General features: G+C 69.0%; 23 protein-coding genes. 11 read left to right on the top strand and 12 right to left on the bottom strand.

Annotated features, from left to right (window positions below; genetic code table 11):
- The first annotated feature begins 39 nt into the window (after positions 1 to 39).
- On the top strand, positions 40 to 1,341 hold the full coding sequence (locus ACOZ4O_RS13095) for an MFS transporter (RefSeq protein WP_424525943.1): 1,302 nt from the start codon (positions 40 to 42) through the stop codon (positions 1,339 to 1,341).
- Here ACOZ4O_RS13095 and ACOZ4O_RS13100 read toward each other — a convergent pair.
- Both ACOZ4O_RS13100 and ACOZ4O_RS13105 read right to left on the bottom strand, forming a co-directional pair.
- A complete protein-coding gene (locus tag ACOZ4O_RS13100; RefSeq protein WP_424525945.1) occupies positions 1,338 to 1,949 on the bottom strand; it encodes a cyclase family protein in 612 nt (203 codons plus the stop codon). The two genes, ACOZ4O_RS13095 and ACOZ4O_RS13100, sit on opposite strands and share 4 nt — an antisense overlap.
- A 79-nt stretch (positions 1,950 to 2,028) precedes the next feature.
- Entirely contained in the window at positions 2,029 to 3,765 is a 1,737-nt protein-coding gene (locus ACOZ4O_RS13105; RefSeq protein WP_424525947.1) for a Rieske 2Fe-2S domain-containing protein, read from the bottom strand.
- 138 nt (positions 3,766 to 3,903) lie between these two features.
- On the opposite strand from ACOZ4O_RS13105, the gene ACOZ4O_RS13110 reads away from it, so the two are divergent.
- Positions 3,904 to 4,212: a hypothetical protein gene (locus ACOZ4O_RS13110; protein ID WP_424525949.1), complete on the top strand. Its 309-nt coding sequence runs from the start codon at positions 3,904 to 3,906 to the stop codon at positions 4,210 to 4,212.
- Positions 4,213 to 4,287: 75 nt separating this feature from the next.
- Positions 4,288 to 5,178: a cation diffusion facilitator family transporter gene (locus tag ACOZ4O_RS13115; RefSeq protein WP_424525951.1), complete on the top strand. Its 891-nt coding sequence runs from the start codon at positions 4,288 to 4,290 to the stop codon at positions 5,176 to 5,178.
- On the opposite strand, the gene ACOZ4O_RS13120 is transcribed toward ACOZ4O_RS13115, so the two are convergent.
- Together ACOZ4O_RS13120 and ACOZ4O_RS13125 are read right to left on the bottom strand one after the other, a co-directional pair.
- The gene (locus ACOZ4O_RS13120) at positions 5,179 to 6,396 is read right to left on the bottom strand and encodes an amidohydrolase family protein (RefSeq protein WP_424525953.1); all 1,218 of its coding nucleotides are present in this window, start codon (positions 6,394 to 6,396) and stop codon (positions 5,179 to 5,181) included.
- Between the two features lie 42 nt (positions 6,397 to 6,438).
- Complete coding sequence (locus ACOZ4O_RS13125) at positions 6,439 to 7,155, bottom strand: DICT sensory domain-containing protein (RefSeq protein ID WP_424525955.1); 717 nt, start codon at positions 7,153 to 7,155, stop codon at positions 6,439 to 6,441.
- A 92-nt stretch (positions 7,156 to 7,247) separates the two neighbouring features.
- Here ACOZ4O_RS13125 and ACOZ4O_RS13130 point away from each other — a divergent pair, with 92 nt between their 5' ends.
- The 4 genes from ACOZ4O_RS13130 to ACOZ4O_RS13145 are packed head-to-tail and all read left to right on the top strand — an operon-like array spanning position 7,248 to position 9,387.
- The gene (locus ACOZ4O_RS13130) at positions 7,248 to 7,634 is read left to right on the top strand and encodes a plastocyanin/azurin family copper-binding protein (RefSeq protein WP_424525957.1); all 387 of its coding nucleotides are present in this window, start codon (positions 7,248 to 7,250) and stop codon (positions 7,632 to 7,634) included.
- Complete coding sequence (locus ACOZ4O_RS13135; RefSeq protein WP_424525959.1) at positions 7,631 to 8,005, top strand: CrcB family protein; 375 nt, start codon at positions 7,631 to 7,633, stop codon at positions 8,003 to 8,005. Before ACOZ4O_RS13130 ends, ACOZ4O_RS13135 begins: the two co-directional genes overlap by 4 nt.
- Positions 8,005 to 8,367: a fluoride efflux transporter CrcB gene (gene crcB, locus ACOZ4O_RS13140; protein WP_424525961.1), complete on the top strand. Its 363-nt coding sequence runs from the start codon at positions 8,005 to 8,007 to the stop codon at positions 8,365 to 8,367. The genes ACOZ4O_RS13135 and crcB overlap by 1 nt, the downstream gene beginning before the upstream one ends.
- A gap of 54 nt (positions 8,368 to 8,421) precedes the next feature.
- Positions 8,422 to 9,387 carry a transcription initiation factor IIB gene (locus ACOZ4O_RS13145; RefSeq protein WP_145847867.1) on the top strand — a complete coding sequence of 322 codons (966 nt, stop codon included), beginning with the start codon at positions 8,422 to 8,424 and terminating at the stop codon, positions 9,385 to 9,387.
- Between the two features lie 178 nt (positions 9,388 to 9,565).
- Here ACOZ4O_RS13145 and ACOZ4O_RS13150 read toward each other — a convergent pair whose 3' ends face one another.
- Complete coding sequence (locus ACOZ4O_RS13150) at positions 9,566 to 10,567, bottom strand: NADP-dependent oxidoreductase (RefSeq protein ID WP_424525964.1); 1,002 nt, start codon at positions 10,565 to 10,567, stop codon at positions 9,566 to 9,568.
- 57 nt (positions 10,568 to 10,624) lie between these two features.
- On the bottom strand, positions 10,625 to 11,767 hold the full coding sequence (locus ACOZ4O_RS13155) for a rhodanese-like domain-containing protein (RefSeq protein WP_424525966.1): 1,143 nt from the start codon (positions 11,765 to 11,767) through the stop codon (positions 10,625 to 10,627).
- Positions 11,768 to 11,839: 72 nt separating this feature from the next.
- Here ACOZ4O_RS13155 and ACOZ4O_RS13160 point away from each other — a divergent pair, with 72 nt between their 5' ends.
- Both ACOZ4O_RS13160 and yqeC read left to right on the top strand, forming a co-directional pair.
- Positions 11,840 to 12,091: a hypothetical protein gene (locus ACOZ4O_RS13160; RefSeq protein ID WP_424525968.1), complete on the top strand. Its 252-nt coding sequence runs from the start codon at positions 11,840 to 11,842 to the stop codon at positions 12,089 to 12,091.
- Between the two features lie 36 nt (positions 12,092 to 12,127).
- Positions 12,128 to 12,844 (top strand): selenium cofactor biosynthesis protein YqeC, encoded by a 717-nt coding sequence (gene yqeC / locus ACOZ4O_RS13165; RefSeq protein ID WP_424525970.1) that lies wholly within the window; start codon positions 12,128 to 12,130, stop codon positions 12,842 to 12,844.
- Here yqeC and ACOZ4O_RS13170 read toward each other — a convergent pair.
- Genes ACOZ4O_RS13170 through ACOZ4O_RS13190 form a run of 5 tightly spaced genes read right to left on the bottom strand, consistent with a single transcriptional unit; the run spans position 12,841 to position 20,015 of the window.
- A complete protein-coding gene (locus ACOZ4O_RS13170) occupies positions 12,841 to 14,727 on the bottom strand; it encodes a molybdopterin oxidoreductase family protein (RefSeq protein WP_424525972.1) in 1,887 nt (628 codons plus the stop codon). The genes yqeC and ACOZ4O_RS13170 overlap by 4 nt on opposite strands.
- The gene (locus ACOZ4O_RS13175; RefSeq protein WP_424525974.1) at positions 14,727 to 15,311 is read right to left on the bottom strand and encodes a DUF1641 domain-containing protein; all 585 of its coding nucleotides are present in this window, start codon (positions 15,309 to 15,311) and stop codon (positions 14,727 to 14,729) included. Before ACOZ4O_RS13175 ends, ACOZ4O_RS13170 begins: the two co-directional genes overlap by 1 nt.
- Positions 15,312 to 15,313: 2 nt before the next feature.
- Entirely contained in the window at positions 15,314 to 17,614 is a 2,301-nt protein-coding gene (gene fdhF / locus ACOZ4O_RS13180; protein ID WP_424525976.1) for a formate dehydrogenase subunit alpha, read from the bottom strand.
- Positions 17,611 to 18,528, bottom strand: a complete 918-nt coding sequence (locus ACOZ4O_RS13185; protein WP_424525978.1) for a 2Fe-2S iron-sulfur cluster-binding protein — start codon at positions 18,526 to 18,528, stop codon at positions 17,611 to 17,613. Before ACOZ4O_RS13185 ends, fdhF begins: the two co-directional genes overlap by 4 nt.
- Positions 18,525 to 20,015, bottom strand: coding sequence for an NADH-ubiquinone oxidoreductase-F iron-sulfur binding region domain-containing protein (locus tag ACOZ4O_RS13190; RefSeq protein WP_424525980.1), 1,491 nt, complete (start codon positions 20,013 to 20,015; stop codon positions 18,525 to 18,527). The genes ACOZ4O_RS13185 and ACOZ4O_RS13190 overlap by 4 nt, the downstream gene beginning before the upstream one ends.
- A 144-nt stretch (positions 20,016 to 20,159) precedes the next feature.
- Here ACOZ4O_RS13190 and mobA point away from each other — a divergent pair, with 144 nt between their 5' ends.
- On the top strand, positions 20,160 to 20,768 hold the full coding sequence (gene mobA, locus ACOZ4O_RS13195; protein ID WP_424525982.1) for a molybdenum cofactor guanylyltransferase: 609 nt from the start codon (positions 20,160 to 20,162) through the stop codon (positions 20,766 to 20,768).
- A gap of 131 nt (positions 20,769 to 20,899) precedes the next feature.
- Positions 20,900 to 22,204: an L-lactate MFS transporter gene (locus ACOZ4O_RS13200; protein ID WP_424525984.1), complete on the top strand. Its 1,305-nt coding sequence runs from the start codon at positions 20,900 to 20,902 to the stop codon at positions 22,202 to 22,204.
- 20 nt (positions 22,205 to 22,224) lie between these two features.
- Here the strand turns inward: ACOZ4O_RS13200 and ACOZ4O_RS13205 are convergent, their stop codons facing one another.
- Entirely contained in the window at positions 22,225 to 23,391 is a 1,167-nt protein-coding gene (locus tag ACOZ4O_RS13205) for a VWA domain-containing protein (protein ID WP_424525986.1), read from the bottom strand.
- Positions 23,392 to 23,393 lie beyond the last annotated feature (2 nt).

Genomic DNA, 23,393 nt, shown 5'->3' on the forward strand with positions numbered 1-23,393 from the left:
CGTTTTTTAAGAACGGGGCGCGGGTAGCGTGGCGTACTCGTGGCCGATTCGGAGGACCGTGGGAGTCCGCTCTCGCTGTTCAAGAACGCCGAGTTCGTGGCGCTCTCCGGCACGGCGTTCGCGCGCAGTCAGGCGTACTCGACGCTCCTCCTCGCGCTCGCGCTGTACGCGGACCTGTTCGGCACCACGGGGTTCGTCGAGGGGTTGTTCGGCGCGACGTTCGCGCTCGCACAGCTCCTCATCGTCCTCCCGCTCGGCCGCAAAATCGACACCGGGAACGCGAAGCGCTACCTCGTCGCCGGCCTCCTCGTGAACGTCCTGGTGTTCGTCGGGTTCATCTTCGTGCAGAGCGCGGTCCACGTCATCCTCGTTCGCATCCTCCAGGGCGTCGGCGCGAGCGTGCTCTGGATAACGGGGTCGGCGGTCGTCGGCGAAATCAGTCCGGACGGCGAGCGCGGGCGCTGGCTCGGCACGTACAATCAGGTCGCGGCGTTCTCCAGCATGGCGGGCGACCTCGTCGGCGGCTACCTCCTCTACTCACAGGGATTCAGGTTCACGTACGTCGTCCTGTCGGCGGTGACGCTCGCCGCGACCGTGCTCGTCCTGTTGTTCCTCCGGGACAACCCCGGCGGGATGACCGACCCCGAGAACGCGAGCGGCCGGGAGACGCTCGTCGCGCTGCTCGGCCGGCCGATGGTGCGCTCGCTCGTCACGTTTCGCCTCGCGTTCAGCTTCGGGAAGATGGCGGTCATCCTCTTCCTCCCGATCTACGCCCGCACCGTCTTCGGCGTAAGTTCGCTCGTCATCGGCGGCATCCTCGCGGGCGGGAAACTCGCGAAAACCCTCCTCCAGGGCTACATGGGCGACCTCACGGACCGACTCGGCGGCGAACACCGGTTCGTCGTCGCCGGCGCGCTCCTCTACGCGGTCGGCACGGCGATGCTCCCGCTCGCCGGCCCGGCGAACGACCTCCTCACCACCGCCGTCCTCCCGGTCGTCGGCACCGTCACGAACGCCGGCGCGCTCGCCGTGATGTTCAGCGCGTACGCGGTGCTCGGCGTCGCGGACAGCATCCGCCTTCCCGCGAGCATGAGCCTGTTCGTCACCGAGGGCGAGCGCTTCGACTCCGTCGCGTCCAGCATGAGCCTTCGCTCGCTCTCGTGGAAGGTCGGGCAGGTCGTCGGCCCGCTCACCGTCGGCATCATCACCGACCTCTCGTCGATGCCGGTCGCGTTCGCCGTCGCCGCCGGGTTCATCGTCGTCGCCACCGCCGCCTTCGTCCTCATGTACCGCCGCAGCACGGTGAGCGAGCGCGCGCGGGCGCTCGCCACCGACGACTAGTACTCCGCGACGACGCGGGCGGGCGCGCCGTCAGCGTCGACCGGAAGCGGGTGCGCGTGCAGCGTCACGCGCTCCGGGAGGCCCGCGAGGTTCGTGAGGTTCTCCAGAATCAGCGACCCCGCGCCGAGGAGTTCGTGGTGCGCCGGGAACGCCTCACTCTCCGCCGGGTCGACGCTCGGGCAGTCCACGCCGACATGAATGTCCGCGTCGGCACACCGCGCGGCCGCGTCCGGCGTGAGCGCGGGATGCTCGCGGTAGCGTTCGGTGTCCCAGTGTTCGCTCCACCCGGTCCCGAACACCACCGCGTCCACGTCGCCGAAATCCGGCACGTCGCTCGCTCGAATCCGCCCGCCTGCTCCGGGGTCGCAGTGGACGACGCGCGCGTCCCAGCGGAAATCCTCGACCTCGTACTCGCCGAGCGTCGCGCCGTCGGGTTCGAGGTGGCTCGGCGCGTCCAGATGCGTGCCAGTATGGGTGCCGAGCGCGAGGCGGTGGACGCGGAAGCCGTCCGACTCCATCGTCGCTGCGGGTTCGACCGCCACGTCGGGGTCGCCCGGATAGACGGGCATATCGTTCGTTATGGGATGCGAGCAGTCTCGGAGGGGCACACCGGGCGTTCGGGTGGCGGCGGGAAATACGCTCGGTCGCGGGGAGACTCGCTGTACCGCGGGCGAACGCCTTGCGGTTCTAGTGCTCTGTCTCGTGGAGGGCTTCGCCGCGGTGGAGGCGCTCGGCGATGCGATAGGTCTGTTCGCGCTCGCGGCGCGTCGGCGTGTGCGCGGCGAGGTAGCGCGCGGCCGCGACGAGGAAGACGCGCTCGCGCTCCGCGTCGTCGGTTTCGGTCGCGCCCGTGAATCCGGCTTCGACGGCCTGGAACGTGTGGAAGCCGACGTCTTCCCGGACGAGCGACGCGCCCAGTTCCTCCATGAGGTCGTCGGGGTCGCCACCGCCGGCGAGGAAGTCCGCGGCCGCTTGGGACGCCTGATTCACCTCTTCGGTTCCCTCGCGGTCGAACGCCTCGTCAAGCCTGTCGAGCACGCTCTCCGGGTCGGCGTTCGGGTCGCCGTCCGGTATCGCGGCGGGCGGCGTGTTGAGGAATCGGTCGAGGTAGACGTTCAGCGCGGCGTCGAACGCGCCCCGGTAGAGTTCGGTGGCGTCGGTGCGCGCAGTGGCTTGGTGGACTGCGTTCGCGTACGTGAACGTGTGCAGGACGGTGTTCCAGTCGCCGAACTCGTTGCCCGTCGAGAACTGCGCGACCCGGACCGCGGCCGCGTACCGCACCACGCGGGAGAGCTGGCGCGGCGTCGCGCCCGCGTCCGCGGCCTCGGTGAGCGCGTCAACGATTGCGTGCGGGTCGTCGTCGAGCAGAGTGTCGAGGAAGCCGTCGGGCTCGGTCCAGTCGCCGCTCGGATCCGCGGGGAGTTCGTCGTACGCGTCGAACAGCAGGCCCGCGAGGTCCACGGGCTGACGCCACTCGGCGTTCTCCTCGCTTCGGTCCGCGTCCGTGAGGCTGGAGACGACGGACGCGAGCACGTCGTCCGCGCGCTCCCAGCCGACGTGGTCGAGCGATTCGAAGGCCTTGTTCACGAAGTCGAGCGCGTGCCCCGTGCTGAGGTAGACGTGGTCGGTCGCCGCCGCGAACAGGAGTTCCGCCACGTCCTCTCGCTCCAAGGTGTTCACGGCGGTTCGGAGCACGCGCTCCGCGCCGTCCCGGTCCCGGACCTCGACGTTCTCCCGGAACCACTCCTTCAGCCGCGCCTTCGACACCTCGTCGGTGTCGAGCGCTGGCTGGTCGAACTTCGGCGGCGTGCCCGCGCAGTCGCCCGCGACCTCAACTACTCCTTGGTAGAGCGCGCGCCGCTGGGTCGCGTCGTCCAGTCGGTCGCGGACGTTCGCGAGCGCCGTGTGAATCGTCAGCCCGGACGCCCAGCCGTCCGCCCGATAGCGCGTGCCGAACTCGACGCCGGTCGCGTACGGTTCACCGTAGTCGACGCCCGCGTCGGCGAGGCCGATGGCGGCTTTCGCGAGCACGAGCCGAAGGTTCTCCTCCAGACCCGTCTCCAGTCGGTCCGCCCAGTGCTCCGCGGGCGGCGCGTCCCGCTCGGGCACGGGCCGGACGTACACCTCGCCATCGCGCACTTCCACGGGATACGTCGGCACGTCGTCCGCCCACGGGTCGAAGGTATCCCCGCAGGACAGTTCGAAGCGCGCGTGGTGCCAGTGACACGTCAGCACGCCGTCGTCAACGGTTCCCTCAGTCAGCGGAAATCCCATGTGGGGACATCGGTTGTCCACCGCGCGCACCTCGCCGTCCGCGTGGAACAGCGCGATTGCCTGTCCGTCCTTGTTCACGAGTTCGCGATCGCTCTCTCGGAGGGCGTCGAGGTCCGTCGCGTACACGAACCCCTGCGAGTCAGACGACATACGTGAACAGTCAGCACAAAGCGTTGTAAGCGTTCGCTGTAGCGACATACAGTATCGGCCGCGTCCGTCGTCCTCCTCGTCGCTCTCGCCGGGTAGCGTCGCGGAAGGACTATCTTCCGCCGGGTTCGACGCCGACGTATGAGCACCTCGGAAGGCGTCGCGTTGCTCGGTATCGCGGTCGTGCTCGCGGTTCTCACCGCCCTCATTGCGCGCGGTCACACGAGCCTCATCGCCGGCGTCGGCCCGAACACGCCCGAGAACGTGGACGGCGCGGAACTCGGCAAGGGGTTCGCGCTCCGCCTGTCGCCCGCCGTCGTGGGAACGTTTGCGCTCGCCGCGCTCGAATTCGCGGGCGGAACGAATTCTGCTGCCTGGATAGCCTACGTCGTCCTCCTGCTTGCCACGACGGTCTGGACGGTCAGCTACACCAGACAGTTCGACGTGTAGCGTGTCGTCGGGTGTTCGAGGAGTCTCGCGCGGGCGAACGCAACCCCTAACTGCCGGGTCTCCGTTCCTCCGGTGATGGACGACCGGAGCGCGTTCCTGCGGGCGACCTGGGCCAACGTCCTCGGGAACGTCCTCAAGATTCTCGTCGAGGGCGTCGTCGGCGTTACCTTCGGGAGTCTCGCGCTCGTCGCGGACGCCGCGCACTCGCTCGCCGACCTGCTCGCGAGCCTCATCGTGCTCGTCTGGGGCCGGCTCTCCTTCGAGGGCCCCGACCGCACGCACCCGCACGGCCACGAGCGCATCGAACCGCTCACCGCGCTGTTCGTCGGCGCGACGCTCGTCGTGCTCGGCGCGCGCATCCTCTACGACGCCGGCCTCGCCGTCCTCCACGCACCCGATGTGGTGTTCGACCCGCTCCTCGTCGCGGGGCTCGCGTTCGGCGTGCTCGACATGGTGCTCGTCTACCGCTACACCAACCTCTTGAACGAGACGCTCGGGTCGCCCGCGCTCGACGCGTTGGCCGCCGACTGCCTGAACGACGTGTACACCAGTCTCGCCGCCGTCGTCGGCGTGTTCGGCGCTGCCATCGGCGAACCGATGCTCGACCCCATCGCGGGCGCGCTCGTCAGCGTCCTCGTGATTCGACAGGGTGTCGCCATCTCCCGCGAGAACATCAACTACCTCGTCGGCCGCGCGCCGCCCGAGGAGGAGCTCAACGCCATCCGGGACGCCGTTCTCTCCCACCCGGAGGTCGCCGGAATCCACGATTTCACGGCGCACTACGTCGGCACCGAAATCGAGGTGGAGTTCCACGCGGAGGTCGCGGACGAACACACCCTTCGGGAGGCCCACGACCTCGAAACCGAACTCAGGACGCGCGTGATGGCGCTCCCCGACGTGGGCGACGTGCACATCCACCTCGACCCCGCCGGCATGGGCGAGTGGAAGGACGCGCCCGAAAACTGACTACGCTTTCTCGCCGCGCGCGTACACCGCGGCCACGCTCTCGCGGACCGCCGAGATGTCGTCGAGCGGGTTCTCGTCCAGTACGACGAGGTCCGCGCGCTGGCCGGACTCGACGGTTCCGAGGTCGTCGTCGGGGACGGTGCGCGCCGCGACGCGCGTACCGGCCTGAATCGCCTCCATCTCGCTCATCCCGATTTCCTCGACGAACAGTTCGGCCTCCATCGCGTTCTCGCCGTGCGGGACGAGGTCGGGGCCGAGGAAGTCCGTGCCGAGCGCTATCGGCACGCCCGCGTCGTACGCTTTTCTGACGCTCTCGCGGTGGGCGTCGTAGGCTTCGCGGGCCTTCCGGAGGCCGTGCTCGGGGACGCCGTGGTCGTCGCCGTGTTCGACGATGCGGTGCATGATGGCGAGCGTCGGGACGAACGTCGCGTCCGTCGAGAGCAGGAGGTCGACCGCCTCGTCGTCGATGTAGAAGCCGTGTTCGATGGTGTCGACGCCGTTCCGGAGAGCGCTCTTGATGCCCGCCGCGCCCTGTGCGTGGCTCGCGACCGGAATGCCGACGCGGTGGGCTTCCTCCGTCATCGCCGCTATCTCGGCGTCCGTGAACTGGCTCTGGTCGGGCGCGTCCCGCTCCGAGAGCACGCCGCCCGTCGTCATGATCTTCAGCGAATCGACGCCCTCCCGAATCTGCTTGCGCGCGGCCTTCCGGCACTCGGCGGGGCCGTCGGCGAGCGTGGAGATGCCGAGACCGGCGTCCGCCGCCCACTCGTAGGGGAGGCTGTGGCTGTCGCCGTGGCCCGCGGTCTGACTGATGGACTGCCCGCTCGTGTACACGCGCGGCCCCGGCACGTCGCCGGACTCGACCGCGCCGCGGAGGCCCAGCCCGGTCGTGCTTCCCACGTCGCGAACGCTCGTGAACCCCGCCGCGAGGAGGTCGCGGAGATCCGCGGTCGCGCGCGCCGCGCACAGCGCGTCGCCCTCCGTCACCCACTCCATCGGGTCCATCGACCGCGACCCCTGGAGGTGGACGTGCGCGTCGATGAGTCCCGGAATCACCGTCGAATCGGGATACGAGACGTGGTCGTGACCGTCCGGAACGTCCACCGCTTCCTGCGGGCCGACAGCGGTGATTGTCTCCTCGTCCACGACGATGCGTGCGTCGCTGAGCGGGTCGTCCGCCCGGCCGTCGACGAGCGTGCCGCAATCGATGACTACCATGGTACGCCCTCGCGTAGCTGTCGAGAAAAGCCTACGGGTATCCTACGCCGTCGGCCGGTTCGGGTTTCCCGTCACGGCGTCGAACACGCGGTCGACGGTGTCCGGGTCGTACGTCCAGAACCCGTAGAACTCGCCGCGCTCGCGTTCCTCTGCGAGCAGCGCGCACTTCTGCGTGGGTGTGGGGCCGCCGTCGAACGCGACGAACCACGTCTCCCGTATCTCGGACGAGTCCACCCCGTGAACGGTCGTCCCGACGGCGTCCACATCGGCGTCGGGCGCGCCGTAGACGTGCACGTCGAGGCCCGTATCCGCGAGCAACGAGTACGCGTCGTGCTGGGTCTCGAACGTCGAGAGCCGCTGGAACCCCGCGACCAACTGGCCCTCGCCGACCCGCCACGCGCGGTCCTCCACTTCGCGGGACGCCCGCATCATCTGGGTGCGGTCGTAGGACGTGAACGTCGTCTTGTCGAGGCCTTCGAGGATGGCGCGGTACGGCGGGGTGTCGCCGAAGTCGCGGTCCGCGCGCCCCGACACGAGTTCCTCGATGGCGCGCACGTCCACCGACGCGACCCGCTCACCGTCGTCGTCCGACAGTTCGACCCGCGCGTCCGCCGGGTCGGCGACGGGTTCGTGGACGACGCGGACGTTTTGCGACGCGAAGTAGTCGCGAACGGCGTCGGCGAGGGCGTCACTCGGGGCGTACACGGTCAGCGTCTTCTCCCGGCTTTCGACGCCCGAGACGATGTCGCGGAGGCCCATCGTGCAATCTCCTCGCCGACGCACCCCTAAATACGTACTGACTGGATTGACAGAACCGGAAGGCGTTTTTCGCTTCCCACCAAAGCCTCGATATGGACAGACGGCAGTTCCTTCGAACGGCCGGTGTCGGTGGTGCTGTGGCGCTCGCTGGCTGCGCGAGTGGGCCGAACGTCACCGTCACGTCGCTTCCACCGGAGACGACGCTCATCGAGGTTGCTCCCGACGGCGGGTACGCGTTCTCGCCGGACTCGCTCACTATCGAGGCGGGAACCACGGTCATCTGGAAGTGGTTCGAGGGTGGGCACAACGTCGTCCCCGACGGCATCCCCGCGGAGTCCGACTGGGAGGGCCACGAGGAGTGGGAGGACGCCGGATTCGAACACGAACACACGTTCACCGTTCCCGGCGACTACCACTACATCTGCGTCCCCCACGAGAACATGGGGATGGTCGGCGACATCACCGTCGTCGAGGAATGAGCCGCCGCGAATCCGCCGAAACCGCCCTCTTGGTGGGGATCGGCGGATTCGCTGGCGCGAACCTCCGATATTTTCTCGGCCTCTTCCTCCCCGGCCTCTCGGGCACGCTCGCCGCGAACGCCGCGGGGAGCTTCCTCCTCGGATTCGTGATGTACGAGGCCTACCACGTCGGCCTGCTCGCCGACCGCACGCGAGTCCTCGCTGCCACGGGCTTCCTCTCCTCATTCACGACGTACAGCACGTTCGCCGTCGAGAGCCTGCAGAGCGCGCCGCTCGTGCTCGCGGGGAACGTCGCCGCGAACTACGCGCTCGGACTGTTCGGCGTGCTCGTCGGCCGCGCGCTCGCTCGCGCGCTCGGGGGTGACGCCTAGTGGACGTGGTGTCCGCCCAGCTCGTCGGCGCCGGCGGTGCGCTCGGCGCACTCGCCCGGTACTACGTCGGCGTGCTCGTCCCCGAAACCGAGTTCCCGCGGAGCACGCTCGCCGTGAACGTCCTCGGGAGCTTCGCGCTCGGCCTCCTGACGTTCGCGAACGCCGGCGAGACCTGGCTGCTCCTCCTCGGCACGGGCGCGTGCGGCGCGTTCACGACGTTCTCCTCGTTCGCGTACGAGACCGTCCGCCTCGCCGAGAACGGCCACACGCGGCTGGCGGCCGCGAACGCCGTCGTGAATCTCCTCGGGTCGTTCGGCGCAGTTGGGGTCGCGTGGGTCGCCGCAGACCTCTCGGTTTGGTAACATGGCACACCAGACAAAGGGCTTAAAACTACCGATGTGTTTGGTTAACGTACGATGGTACGCCCCAGCCGGCAGCGCGAGCGCGAGAACCAGGCGGAGGAAACGACGGGGTCCGAACAGGAGGACGTTCGGGTGTGCCCGGAGTGTGACTCCACGAACCTCAGCGTGAGCGCGGACCAGGGGGAGCTCATCTGCGAGGACTGCGGTCTCGTTATCGAGGAGGACAACGTTGACCGCGGGCCGGAGTGGCGGGCGTTCAATCACTCGGAGCGCCAGGAGAAGTCGCGCGTGGGCGCGCCGACCACCCAGACGATGCACGACAAAGGGCTGACTACCCAAATCGACTGGAAGGACAAGGACGCCTACGGCCGCTCCATCAGTTCGAAAAAGCGGAGTCAGATGCATCGGTTGCGGAAGTGGCAGGAGCGGATTCGGACGAAGGACGCCGGCGAGCGCAACCTCCAGTTCGCGCTCAGCGAAATCGACCGCATGGCCAGCGCGCTCGGCGTGCCTCGCAGCGTTCGCGAGGTCGCCTCCGTCATCTATCGCCGCGCGCTGAAGGAAGACCTCATCCGCGGGCGCAGCATCGAGGGGGTCGCCACCGCCTGCCTCTACGCCGCCTGCCGCAAGGAAGGCATCCCCCGCAGCCTCGAAGAGGTCGCGGAGGTCTCCCGAGTCGACCAGAAGGAGATCGGTCGGACGTATCGCTACGTCGCACAGGAACTCAGTCTCGAAATGGAGCCCGTCGACCCCAAGCAGTTCGTTCCGCGCTTTGCGAGCGAACTCGAACTCTCCGAGGAAACCCAGTCGAAGGCCAACGAAATCATCGACGTTTCCGCCGAACAGGGCCTCCTCTCCGGCAAATCCCCGACCGGATTCGCCGCCGCCGCCATCTACGCCGCCAGCCTCCTCTGCAACGAGAAGAAGACCCAGCGCGAGGTCGCGGACGTCGCGCAGGTCACCGAAGTCACCATCCGGAATCGCTATCAGGAACAGATCGAAGCGATGGGCTTCCAGTAAGCGAAGCCGGAGGCTTCGCTGAACGAACGAGCGAGGCGCGAGCCGAGGCGAGGCGACGACCGGAGGGAGTCGCCAAACGCCGAACGCTGACCGGAGGGAGGCGTGAGGGAGGCGGAGTCTGCGAGTCCGCCGAAACTGCGAGCGCTGGAGGACTGACGTCGCTGCGGGCGACTGTTCGCTAGTCGAGTTTGACGAGCTGTTTGCCGATGTTCTCGCCTTCGAAGAGGCCGAGGAAGGCGTCGGGGGCGTTTTCGAGGCCGTCGGTGACGGTTTCGCGGTAGGTGAGGTCGCCGGACGCGACCCACTCGGCGAGGCGTTCGGTGGCCTGCTGGAAGCGCGGCGCGAAGTCGCGGACGAGGATTCCCTCGACTTTCGCGCGGGTCTGAATGAGGTTCCCGAAGTGGCGGGGGCCGGTGGGGCGTTCGGTGTCGTTGTAGTGCGCGATTTGGCCGCAGACGACGACGCGCGCGTCCACGTTGAGGGTGTCCATCACGGCGTCGGTGATGGGGCCGCCGACGTTGTCGTAGTAGATGTCGACGCCGTCCGTCACGTCGCGGAGGGCGTCCCGGACGTCTTCGGATTTGTAGTTGATGCCGTGGTCGTAGCCGAGGTCGTCCTCCAGGTACTCGACTTTCTCGTCGCTCCCGGCGTATCCGATGACCTCGCAGCCGGCGAGCTTGGCGAGCTGTCCGACCGTGGAGCCGACCGCGCCCGCCGCGCCGGAGACGACGACCGTGTCGCCGGGCGTGGGTTCGCCCACGTCGTACAGGCCGAAGTAGGCGGTGCGGCCGGGCATTCCGAGCACGCCGAGCGCGGTGCTGACGGGTGCGTCGCCCGTGCGAACGTGGGAGAGTTCCGCGCCGTCGGCGGCGACGTAGTCCGCCCATCGAAGGTTGCCGACGACGGTGTCACCCGGCTCGAAGTCGGGATGGTTCGATTCCTCGACGGTGCCGACCGCGCCCGCCTGCATCGGGTCGCCGACGTCCCAGGGTTCCGCGTAGGATTCGGCGTCCCGCATCCGGCCGCGCATGTAGGGGTCGACGGACATGTACGCGAGGTCGACGAGCACTTCGTTCGCGTCCGGCGTCGGTTTCTCCGTCTCCCGGAGTTCGAAGTCGTCGCGGGTCGGTTCGCCGGTCGGGCGCTGCGCGAGAATCCACTGTCGGTTGGTCTCCGCCATACGAATCCGTCTCCCGGCTGGCATTTAGTCGTGTGTGGTCGCCGCCGAGAGCGGTAGTCAGTCTATCGCGCAGTTGTTCGGGCCGAGTTCCAGTTCCGTGAGTTCGGTCTCGCTCTCGGCTTCTTCGCGGCCGCGGTTGATGGCGATGACGCGCTCGTAGTTCGGCGGTTTCGCGGGCGCGCTCGCCGTCAGTCGGTCGACGAACGCGTCCTCGGACAACGACAGGAGCGGGAGGCGGTCGCGGAGGCGTCCGAGGATGGCTTTGACGGGCTGGCCGGGTGGCGTGGGCGTCCACGTACCGTCGGCGGCGACGCTCGCGTGGCCGGGGAGCACTGTCACCGCGTCCGGGAGCGCGAGGAGCGTCCGGTGGAGGCTCCCGTGCTGGAGGCGCGCGCCCCGGTCGGCGTCCGCGTCCCCGAACTCCAGTTCCGTCCGCCCCACGGAATCGACGAACAGCGCGTCGCCCGTGAGCACCGCGGCGCCGTCCACAAGATAGCTCGTGAGGTCCGTCGTGTGACCCGGTGTCGCCAGCGCCTTCAGCGATACGTCGCCCACCGCCACCGTGTCGTTGCGCTCGATTTCCTCGTACTCGTAGGCCACGTCGCGTTCGCGGGCGTTCGCGCCGAGGTGATAGGGAATGTCGAGGGCGTCCGCGAGCCGTCGCCCTCCAGAAATGTGGTCGGCGTGGACGTGCGTATCCAGCACGCGCACGACCTCCCAACCCCGTGAGTCGGCGACGTCGCGGAACCGCTCGACGTGACGCGTCGCGTCCACGACGGCGGCCATTCCAGTGTTCGGGTCGGCGACGATGTAGCCGAGACAGCCCTTCGCGCGGCGCTGCACCTGCACGATTTCGAGGTCGCTTCGCGCGACGACCGGTACGGTCTCGTAGACGGCGCTCCAGTCGCGCATCCCGCCGGCGACGACCGACACGTCCCGGTATCCGGCGGCTTCGAGTTCCTCCGCCAGAAACCGCGAGGACGTTCCCTTCGCGCAGACCGTGAGCACGCGGTCCGTCGTGTCGAGGTCGTCCGGGAGCGCGTCCGCGGGAAACGGCTGGTTCGGCTTGTAGGGGACGTTCGCCGCCCCCGGGAGGTGCCAGGCGTCGAAGCTCTCGGGCGGGCGCGTGTCCAGAATGGTGGCGTCGGCGTCCGCGTCAAGGAGCGCGGCGAGTTCTGCGGGCGTGGTGGTCGCGGGCACATCCGCGGTTGGGGCGTGTCGAACTTAGACCCACCCGATAGTGTTATATGGTAACAATACCCAATAAGGTGTATGAGCGACGCGCGAAGCGGCCGTCCGGCGCTCCGGCCCGTGGACGCGGCGATACTCGAATTCCTCGCGGACGGCCGCGTGGAGTACGCGGCCATCATCGCCAACCGGGTCGGCGCGCACACGCCCTACGTGGAGCGCCGCTGCGCCGTCCTCGCAGACCGCGGCCTCGTCGAAGCCGTCACCGGCGAAGTCGTCTTCCGCGCGACCGACCGCGGGACGCGCGCCGTCACCCCCGGCGGCTTCCCCGACTAGCGCCGCGCTTACCCGTCTACCGCTCTCAGCGACCGTATGGAGTTCCGCGACGCCCTCGCCGCCGACGGCCTCGTCGCCATCGTCGGCGCCGGCGGGAAGAAGACCACGACGTTCGCGCTCGCCGACCGCATTCCCCGCGCAGTGGTCACCACGACCACTCGCGTCCCCGACCTCTCCGACCGCGTCGCCGCCTTCCGCGTCACCGACGACCCCCGCGCAGCCATCGCGGACGCGACAGAGTTCCCCCTCGGCCTCGTGGAGAGCGAGTACCGACCCGGCCACTATCAGGGCTACGACGCCGACACCGTCGCCGGCCTCCGCGACCTCGCGGACACAGTGCTCGTGAAGGCCGACGGCGCGCGCGGCCGCGAGTTCAAAGCCCCGAACGACGGCGAACCGCCGGTTCCCGCGACCGCCGACACCGTCCTCCCCGTCGCGTCCGTCGGCGTCGTCGGCGACCCGCTCAGCGAGGAGTCAGTCCACCGCCCCGAGCGCGTCGCCGCGCTCACCGACCTCAGTCTCGGCGACACAATCGAACCCGACCACGTCGCCGCCGTGCTCGCCCATCCAGACGGCGGGCTGAAGAACGTTCCACCAGATGCGACCGTGATTCCAGTCCTGAACAAGGTAGATACCGAAGCGCAGCGAACGACCGCCGACGAAATCGCCGCCGGAATCCACGACCGCGCGGACGTGCCGCGGATCGCGCTCACCAGTCACGTCCGCGACGACCCGCTCGTCGGCGGTCGTTAGTCGACGCGTACGGCGGTCGCGCCCGCGCGGACGAGCGGGTCCGCCGCGTCCGCGTGCAATGCGACCGTGCCCGCCCGGATGCCGTCGGTGACGTGCGCGACCGCGTCCACCGACGCGTCGCCCTCTAGGGTCGACACGCGGACGCGTTCGCCATCCTCAACGCCGAGCGCCGCCGCGTCGTCGGTGTTGAGTCGGAGGCGGTCGTCGCCGGCCTCCATTCCGAACCCGCCCGCGCGGCTCGCGACCACCAACGCGAACGCGCCCTCGGGAATCGTCGGCGCGTCGAACGACGGGTCGACGAACCGCGCGCGGCCCGACGGCGTCGCGAACGAGTCCGTGTAGAGCGTGTCCTCGCCCGCCGGCCAGCGCGCGCCGTCCGGCCCGCCGTGCAGGTCGCTCACGGCCGCGAGCTCCCGCTCGGTGTCCTCGATGCCGCCAGCGAACGCGTCGCCGGCGAGCCGTTGTCCGAGGCCGCCGAGGATGGCGTGGTCGGAGCGCGCGTCTCCGGGCGGGTCGGCGACCGGGGAGAGCCGCTGGACGCGCCGGTCGAGCGAGGTCACGGTTCCGGGTTTTTCGAGGCCGACAGCCGCTGGGAGCACCACGTCGGCGTGCGCGGTCGTCTCGCTCTCGAACACGTCCAATACGACGAGCGAGTCCAGCGCGTTCAGGCGCTCCGCCACCTCGGACTCGTCGCGCTTCGACACTCCCGGGTTCTCGCCGACGACGAGCACGCCGTGTACGTCGTCGCCGAACGCCGGCAACGCCTCCTTCTCGGTCAACCCTGGTTCGCGTGGCGGCGCGACGCCCCACGCGTCTGCGAGGCGTTCACGCGCGGCCTCGTCGTCCAGCGCGGCGTGTCCGGGGAGCCCGTCGGGTCGACACCCCGCGTCGCTCGCGCCCTGCTCGTTGTTCAACCCTCGGAGGAGGCCGAACCCCGTGCCGGGCCGGCCGACGTTCCCGGTGAGCGCGAGGAGATTGAGGAGAGCGTTCGGCGTCGCACCGCCGTCGTTCTCCACGCCCGTCGCCGCGAGTACGGCCACGCGGTCCGCGTCCGCGACCGCGTCCGCGACCGCGTCTACGGCGTCCGCCGACACGCCGGTCTCCGCCGCCGCGCTCACCGGGTCGATATCCGCGACCGCGTCCGCGTACGACCCGTAGCCCGTTGTTCGTTCGTCGAGGAAGTCGTCGTCCACGTCGCCGCGTTCGACGAGGCGCGCGCAGACGGCCTGCAGGAACTGGGCGTCCGACCCCGGGCGGGGCGCGACGTGGTGGCTGGCGAGCCGCGTCGTCTCGTTCTCGCGCGGGTCGACCTGCACGAGCGTCGCGTCCCCGCGGTTCACGGCGGGGCGGACGAACGAGTCGAAGAACACGGGCTGCTGGACCGCCGGGTTCGCGCCGACCGCCAGCAGAAGGTCGGTGTCGTCGAGGTCTTCCGCCGCGAACGTCGTCGCCGGATACCCGAAGCGCTCGATGAGCGCGCCCGCCGCCTCCTCGTGGCACGCCCGCGCCCGATTGTCGACGTTGTTCGTGCCGAGGACGCGCGCGAGCTTCTGCAAGCGATAGTTCTCCTCGTTCGTGCAGTGCGGCGCGCCCAAAAACGCGAGCGCGTTGGCGCCGTACGTCTCGCGAACGTCTCGGAGGCCGTCCGCGGCGCGGTCGAGCGCGCGCTCCCACGAGGCTTCCACGAGGTCGCCGTCCTCGCGGACGAGCGGCGTCGTCAAGCGCTCGGGGTCGTCCAGCACGCTCGGCGCGCGAATCCCCTTCGCGCAGAGGCGACCATCGGGGTTCGCGGGACCGTTCCGGCCGACCGCGCGGTCGCCGTCCTCGCCCACGTCCAGCCGGCAGCCGACCGCGCAGAGCGGGCAGACGGTCCCGTCGTCCATCACTCGGACCGGAGGCGACTCCCCTGCGAGCGCAGCACGGAGAGGAGGTAGCCGAGGCCGGCGCGGATGTCCGCGTCGAACATCGCACCGACGAGCGCGAACGGCCCGGCCGGCTCCGACTCTTCTTCGGCCTCACCGACCGCGTCGAGCACGCGGTTCAGACCCGCGACCGTGGTCTCGTCCACGTCGAGCGCGGACAGCACGCCCGCCATCTCGATGAGTTCGTCGAGGTCGCCGGACTGCTGGAGCGCGAGCACGGAGTCGAGCGCGTCCGCGAGGTCTTCGCTGTTCTCACCGACGCCCTCCGCGAGCGCGACCGTTCCCTCGGTGGAGATCGCGTCGCCGGCTTCGACGAGCGTGACGAGAGACTGCGTGACGTTGTCCACGTCGTCGTCGTCCGCGCTCGCGATGACGAGTATCGCTGTCTCCAAGACGGCTTCGAGTTCGTCCGTGTACTCGATAGCGTCGGCGTAGTCGCCGCCGTACTCTTCGAGCACCGCACGCAGGGCGTCCTCGCCCTCCTGCGGACGCTCGGGTTCGACGTTCAGCGCGCCGTCGGGAACGTCAGTGGTCGGTTTCGCCATCGTCAGTCGTCCCCCGAGACCGGTTCTCGCGTCTCGAAGTCAACGTCCGGTTCGCCCTCCACGGGCGTCACGCGCACCGCGGACACCTTGAACTCGGGCGTCTTCGCGTGCGGGTCGAGGCGCTCCGAGTCCGTGAGCTTGTTCACGCACGTCTCCGCGAAGTGAATCGGCGCGAACACGGTTCCCGACCCGATGCGGGCGGTGACCTGCGCCGGCACCGTAATCTCGCCGCGGCGGGATTCGAGCGTGACGAGGTCGCCGTCCTCGATACCGTAGTCGGCCGCGTCCTCGGGATTAATCTCCACGAAGTCGCGGTCGTTGTAGTCCTGAATTCCCTCCTCGGGGTGCGTCATCGTCCCCGTGTGGTACTGGTAGAGCACGCGCCCCGTCGTGAGCGAGAGCGGGTAGTCCTCGTCCGGGAGTTCGCCCGGCTCGTTGTACCCGACGGCCTGCAGGTGCGCGAGACCGTCCTCGGTGTTGAACTCCTCGGTGTAGAGGCGTTCCGTCCCGGGATGGTCGAGGTCGTAGCACGGCCACTGGAGGCCGCCCTCCTCCTCGACGCGCTCCTGCGTGATACCGCCGTAGATGGGGGTGAGCTGGCGCATCTCCTCCATGATTTCGGCGGTGTTGTCGTAGTCCCACTCGCGACCCATGCGGTTCGCGAGGTCCTGCAGGATCTCCCAGTCGGTCTTCGAGTCGCCCTTCGGGTCGATGACCTGCTTCACCATCTGGACGCGGCGGTCCGTGTTTGTGAACGTCCCCGTCTTCTCCAGGAACGAACACGCGGGCAGCACCACGTCCGCGTACTTCGCGGTGTCGTTCAGGAACAAGTCCTGCACGACGAGGAACTCCATCTCCTCCAGAACCTCCGAGGCGTGGTTCGACCCGGGCTCGGAGAGCGACGGGTTCTCGCCGATGCAGTACATCCCCTGAAGGTCGTCCTCGTTCGCCGCGAGGAACATCTCCGTCGTGTAGAACCCGGGCTCGGGGTCGATTTCGCAGTCCCAGGCTTCCTCGAACTTCTTCCGGTTCTCCTCGTCCGTGATGGACTGGTAGCCGGGGAAGTTGTCCGGGAGCGGCCCCATGTCGCCGCCGCCGCCCTGGACGTTGTTCTGCCCGCGGAAGGGAGAGACGCCCGTACCGGGCTTCCCGAGGTTACCGGTGATGGCCGCGAGGTTCGCCATCGCCATGATGTTCTCCGTGCCGTGCGAGTGCTCGGTCAGCCCGAGCGTCCACCCGAACACGACGCGGTCGTTGCTCGCGATGGTCTCCGCGGCCGACTTCAGTTCCTCGGGCGAGACGCCCGTGACTTCCTCGACGTAGTCGGGCGTGAACTCCTGAACGGCCTCACGCACCTGGTCGATGCCACGGGTGCGCTCCTCGACGAACTCCTCGTCGTAGAGGTCGTTCTCGATGATGTACCGAACCATCCCGTTGATCCAGACCTGGTCGAACCCGGGCCGGACCTCCGTGTACTGGGTGGCGTACTCGGCGATTTGGACCTCGCGCGGGTCGAACACGACGAGCTCCTTCCCGTCCTTGACCTGCTGCTTGATGCGGGTCGCGAGCACGGGGTGGGCTTCGGTCGTGTTCGAACCGGTGAGGAAGATGGCGTCCGCCTTCTCGAAGTCCTCGTTCGATATCGACGCGGCGCCGTAGCCGTACGTGCGAGCGAGGCCGGCGACCGTCGAGGAGTGACAGAGCCGGTTGCAGTTGTCGACCGTGTTCGTCCCCAAGACCTGACGGGCGAACTTCCCCATCAGGTAGTTCTCCTCGTTCGTCGCCTTCGAGGACGCGATCATGCTCATCGCGGAGCCACCGTACTCCTCCTTGATGTCCTGGAAGCCCTCGACCACGCGCTCGTAGGCTTCGTCCCAGGACGCCTCCCGGAAGTCCCCGTTCTCGTCGCGGACGAGCGGCGTCGTCAGTCGCCCCTCCGAGTCGACGAAGTCGTACGAGAACTTGCCCTTCACGCACGTCGAGATGCCGTTCACGGGCGACTTCTCGGGCTCAGTTGGACGGGTGGCGAGCACTTCGTCGCCGTCCGTGTACACGTCGAACCGACAGCCAACGGCGCAGTACCCGCAGGTGGTGTCCTCGACCGTGAGGTCGTCGAGGCGCTTGTCGCCGATGGTGGTCGCGATGTCGAACAGCTTCCCTTCCGGGAGCGTCCCAGCGGCCGCGCCCTCGGCGACGTGCTCGACGTTCTCGAGCGCTTTCTTCCGGGCGCCCTGCATGAAGCCGGCGACGCCCTCCTTCTGTTCGTCCTCGTCATCCGTGGTGCGGTCGTCAAGACTTGTCATGGCCAGTCACGCTCCTCGTCGCCACCCGTCTCCCGGGTGGTCTCGGTTACCTGGTCGCGCTTCATCGGGGTCATCGGCCCCTTCTCCACGTCCGCGGACTCCACGACCTTCCCGACGCTGTTCTTCTGATTGAACCCGGGTAGCGGGATGGTCGTCGCGTCCTCGATTCCCTTCTCGACGAGGCTCCCGGTCGGGCAGACGGTGACGCAGTGCCCGCAGGAGACGCAGGTCGAGCCCTCCATCGTGTCAGCGCCGTTCTGGAACCCGATACGGGTGTCCTGACCGTGGCCCTCCATGCGGAGGACGCCCTCGACCTGCACGTCGTTACACGCCTCCACGCAGCGGTTGCAGAGGATGCACTTATTGCGGTCGATCTGGATGAAGTCGCTCGTGTCGTCGATGGGTTCGTACTCGTCGCGGTCGTCGAGCACGCCGTACCGCGGCTCCTCCACGTCGTTCTCGATGGAGACGTCCTGGAGGTCGCAGCGGCCGTTCTTCCCGCACGTGGTGCAGCGGAGGTTGTGGTCGGAGAGCACGAGGTCGAGGTTCACGTCCCGCGCTTCGGAAGCGGGGGCGGCGTCCGTCGACACCTCGAGGCCGTCCTCGGCGGGCGTGCTGCACGCCGCCACCACGCCGTCCTCGGTCTCGACCATGCAGGTGCGGCACTCGCTTCGCGGGCCGATGTCCTGGCGGTCGTAGTGACAGAGTGCGGGCACGTACTCGTCGGTTTCCACTTCCTCGACGGCGTCGAGCAGGGTCGACCCCGCTTCGACTTCGACGTCCTGGCCGTCGACCGTGACCGTCGCCGTCTCCGCGCTCTCCATGTCGGGGTCGCTCGCGGTTCCGGGGGCTATCGTCTCCGTCAGTGGCGGTACGTCGAACTCCGAGTGTGGTTCTGGTTCGTGTGAACTCATGGTTTCGCCCTCGCTGTCTCCTCGCTCGCCGCGTCAGGGTTGCACTGTCCGGACGGACACGTTCCCTCCGCGTGTGCTTCGAACTCGTCCGCGAACTCCTGCAGGCCGGTGCGCACGGGCCGCGGCGCGTGCTGGCCGAACGCGCAGACGCTCGACGACTCCATCACGCGCATCAGTTCGTCTATCTTCGGACGGTTCAGCGACCCGTCGTACACCTCGCGGAGGAGTTCGGTCAACTGCTTCGACCCCTCCCGGCAGGGCACGCAGCGCCCGCAGTTCGCGTCCTCCGCGAACTGCGCTCGCTTCCCGACGAACGCGACCGGACACGCGTCCGCGCCGACGACTTCGAGCACGCCGTCCGTGCCAAGGTCGGCCGCGGAGAGCGCGTCCGGCGTCGGCGACACGTCGAGGTCGGTCGTCAGCCCGCCGAACCGACCGCCGACGAGCACGCCCGTGTAGTCCGCGACACCGGCGTCGTCGAGCGCGCTGTCGAGCGTCTCGCTCTCTCCGACTTCGAGCGTCGCCTCGTCGGCGTCGCCCGTCACGGAGAGCACGCGCGAGTCGGTTTCCTCGCCGCGGACCGCGGCGGCGACGTGCGCGAACGTCCGCGCCGTGTGTACCACGGTCGGCTCGCCGAACACGCCCTCGACCTCGGGCCCCGGCGGCCGGAGACGGGCTTCGAGCCGGTGGTTGCCCTCCACCGCTTCGATGGCCATCGTCGGTTCCGCCGCGCGGTACGCCGCCGGCCCCTCCACTATCGAAACATCGACGGGGAAGTCGGGGTAGGCGTCCGCCGCGGCGGTGAACGCGTCCCGCGCGGCCTCGTCGTCCTCGCTCACGTACACGAACACCTGCACGGCGTCCACGACCGCTGCGGCGTGCGCCGCGCCCTCCAACACGGAGAACGGGTCGCTCTCACCGAGCAGCGCGTCGCCGGGGTTGCCGTGGGCGTTCACGACGACGGCGGGACTGCCGTCGCGGTCGCGGACGCCCTCCCAGAGCGGGCCGACGGGCTCGTCCGCGCTCCAGTCGCCCCAGCCGCGGCCGAGCACGCCGCCCGCGTCCGCGAGCACCGCGTCCGGGTCGGCGTCCGTGAATCCGACCGCGTCGGCGTACGCGTCGGGGTTCGTCGGTTCGATCCAGCCGCAGCGCGCGAGCACCGACCGCTCGTCGCCGAATCCGTCGAGGTCCGGAAGCGGGAGCGCCGATGCGTCCGACACGGCGACCGTCGCGTCTCCGTCGGGCAGCGCGCCGTCACCGGCGAGCGCGTCCGCGACGGACTCCGCCGTCTCCGCCGTTGCGTTCGCGTAGAACGTCGTCTCGTCGCCGTCGCTCGCGGCGAGGAGCGGTTCGACGCCCGGCACGCCGGTGGAACCGACCTCGGCCACGGGCACGTTCGCTCGCTCGCGGGCGGCCACCGCGACCTCCCCCGAACCGCGACCGGCGACGCGCACCGCGAGTCGTTGGCTTCCTACAGTTTCAGACATCGTGCATCGTCTCGCACACATCTACTCAAGCCATCCTGAAATAAGTTTGCTCACGGGTGCTATCCCCCAGAAAGCGGCGACATACGCTGCTTCACGAGGGGGGCGAGCAACGTCCTTTTCTCGCCGGCGAGACTATCCCCGCCGATGACCGAGTGGCGTGACCGTAGTGTCGTTCTCGCTGGCGGCGACAGCACTCGGTTCGGGGAGCGGGACAAGGCGCTCGCCCGCGTCGACGGCACGCCGATGGTGCGCCGCGTGTACGACGCGCTCACCGACGCCATCGGGACGCCGCCCGCAGTCGCCGCCGGCCCTACGCCGCCCGCTGCGTATCGACGCGTACTCCCGGCGGACGCGCAGTTCGTCCCGGACGCGGACGGGTACGCCGGCCCGCTCGCCGGACTCGCCGGTGCCGTGCGCTCGCTCGACGCTGACTGGCTGTTCGCCGCCGCGACCGACCTCCCGCGCCTCGACGCCGCCACCGTCACGTGGCTCGCGGACGAACGCACCGCCGACTGCGACGCAGTCGTTCCGGTCGCCGCCGACGGCGTCCCGCAACCGCTGTGCGCGTGGTATCGCCGAACGACCGTCGCGGACGCGCTCGCCGAGGTGGCTGGGGCGGCCGGGCCGCGAGCGCTCCTCGACCGACTCGACGTTCGCCGCGTCACCTCGGCGGACACCCCGGCGACTATCTCGCTCGACGCCGCGCTTACCAACGTCAACACCCGTGACGAGTTCGGCGCGCTCGACCGCTAAAACGTCACCTTAACTCCAGGTCGGGCTTGGAAAAACCCGCAATTGGATAGTAGGGAGAGCCTACCAAGAAAAATAGGTATTTAACGTTGTATGCCGAATTTTTATACTTCTGTAACCCCCGTGGATAGGTGATGTCTACAGTCAGTGCAGACAAGAACCGGTGGCTCATCGCGATTTCGGCGGTCGCAATCCACCTTTCCATTGGTAGCATTTACGCGTACAGCATCTACCAGATACCGCTCAACGAGAGCCTCGACTGGAGCACGTCGAGCGTCACGCTCGCGTTCTCCATTGCAGTCTTCGTACTCGGATTCACGGCCGCGTTCCTCGGGAAGTACGTCGAGAAATACGGCCCGCGGAAATCCGGACTCGCCGCCGCAGTCCTCTACGGACTCGGCATGGTCGGCGCCGGACTGAGTGTCCAACTCGGGAGCCTCCCCCTCTTCCTCGCGACGTTCGGCGTCGTGGGCGGAATGGGTATCGGTCTCGGTTACATTACTCCGATCGGCACGCTCGTCGAATGGTTCCCGGACCGCCGCGGCATGGCGACCGGCCTCGCCGTCATGGGCTTCGGTGCGGGTGCGCTCCTCACCAGTCCCGTCGGTAACGAACTCATGCTGCGCTTCAGCAGTGGCGCAGCCGATTACACGACCGGCGGCATCGCGACGACGTTCTACGTCCTCGGCGCGCTCTACTTCGTCCTGATGGCGGCCGGCGCGAGCTACCTCAAGAAGCCCCCGGAGGACTGGCTCCCCGAAACGATGCACGACATCGAGGACGCCCAAGAGCAGGCGACCGGTTCGCTCCCCGGCCTCAACATTCTCAGCGCCGCTGAAGCGCGGACGACGCCGCGGTTCGCCCTCATCTGGGGTATCGTCTTCATCAACATCACCGCCGGTATCATGCTGCTCGCGTTCGCGTCCCCGATGCTGCAGGAGATCGGCGGCGCGACCGCGACGACCGCCGCGTTCATCACCGGCTACATCGGCATCTTCAACGGCGGCGGCCGCATCTTCTGGTCCACGCTCTCCGACTACGTCGGTCGGACGACGACCTACGCGGCCTTCATGGTCATCCAGATCGTCGCGTTCTTCGTGATGGCGCAGATCGCGGGCGTCTGGGCGCTCGCCGCGCTGCTGTTCCTCATCATCACGTGCTACGGCGGCGGGTTCGCGTGCCTGCCAGCGTACCTCAGCGACCTGTTCGGCACGAAGGACGTGTCCGCGATTCACGGCTACGCGCTGACCGCGTGGGCCATCGCGGGCGTCGTCGGTCCGCAGATCGCGTCCTACGTCGTCGAAACCACGGGTAACTACACGAACGCTCTCTACGTGGTCAACGGCCTGCTCGTCGTCGGCCTCATCCTCGTTATCGTCCTCTGGCGCCGCCTCGACAGCGCCGAGAAGGCGAGTACGTCGTCCACCACGTCAGCGTAAAATCCCCCGCAGTTCGTTCTTTATTCGACGCGTCGTGTCGGTCCGACCCTGGTGAGTGACTCCGCCGCTCGTTCGAGGTCGCTGGCGTCCACGAACGGGTAGACGCCGTCGGCGTACGGGAGTGCGGCGCGCATCCCGGGCGCGTTCGGCGACCAGTTCGGGTCGGCGGCCAGCGGATTCAGCCAGAGCAGCAGACCGGCGCGCCGCGACAGCCACGCGAGTTCGCGCTCCAGACCCGAAACGCCGCCGCGTTCGATGCCGTCGCTCACCACGACGACGACGCGGTCCCGCGCGACGACGTTCGCGTGTTCCGTGCGGAGCGACCGGAGCGCGTTCGTGAGTCTCGTGCCGCCGCTCCACTCCGCGTCGCCCTCGGCGAGCGCCGCGACCGCGTCCTCGGTCGTGGGCGCGGCGAACGCGTCCGTCACGTCGCGCAGCGAGGTGTCGAAGAAGAACACGGAGAAGCGACTCCACGCCCGATGGAGCGCGTGCAGGACCGCGAGCAGGGCGTCCCGGTCGAGCGCGTCCAGCACGGACTCGCTCACGTCCACGAGCGCGACGCCCTTCACCCGGCTCTCCGCTCGCGAACGAGTGGGGCGTTCCATCGGGACGCCGCCGTACCGCACGCTCTTCCGGAGCGCCCGCCGCGGGTCCGGCGTCTCGTCGCCCGTCGTCCACCGCCGGCCCGGAAGCGCTGCCACCGCGTCCGTGAACGCCGCCACCGCCTCGGTCGCGTCCGGCGGCGTCGCGTCGAGCGACACCAGTCGACCCCCCGCTTCAGCGGTGTACGCGTCCCCGCGGCCGCCCCGGCCCGCGTCCTCGCCCCCGGAGCCGTCGCCGAACCCGCCTCCGCCGCCGTCCTCGTCCGGCGTCGCGGCCGCGTCGTCCCCACGCCGTCCGACCATTGGCCCGTCGTCGTCCGCGTCCGGGGTCGGGTAGTCGGCGTTCTCGCCGCGGACGCGCGCCCAGAACGTGTCGAACAGACGGTCGAACGCGTCGCCGTCGCTGGGTCGCGTGCAGAGCGCGGCCCGGAGCGCCGCCCGAACCCGCTCACGGTCGCGGGTGTCGAGCGCTGCCACCGCGCGCGCCGCCGACTGCGCGCCGTCGCCCGGCACCGCGACGCCAGCGTCCCGGAGGCGTGCGGCGAACGCCACGAGTTCGCGGCGGACGTGGTCGTCGAGCGCCACGC

Source organism: Salarchaeum japonicum (genome assembly GCF_049705945.1).
Classification (GTDB): domain Archaea; phylum Halobacteriota; class Halobacteria; order Halobacteriales; family Halobacteriaceae; genus Salarchaeum; species Salarchaeum japonicum_A.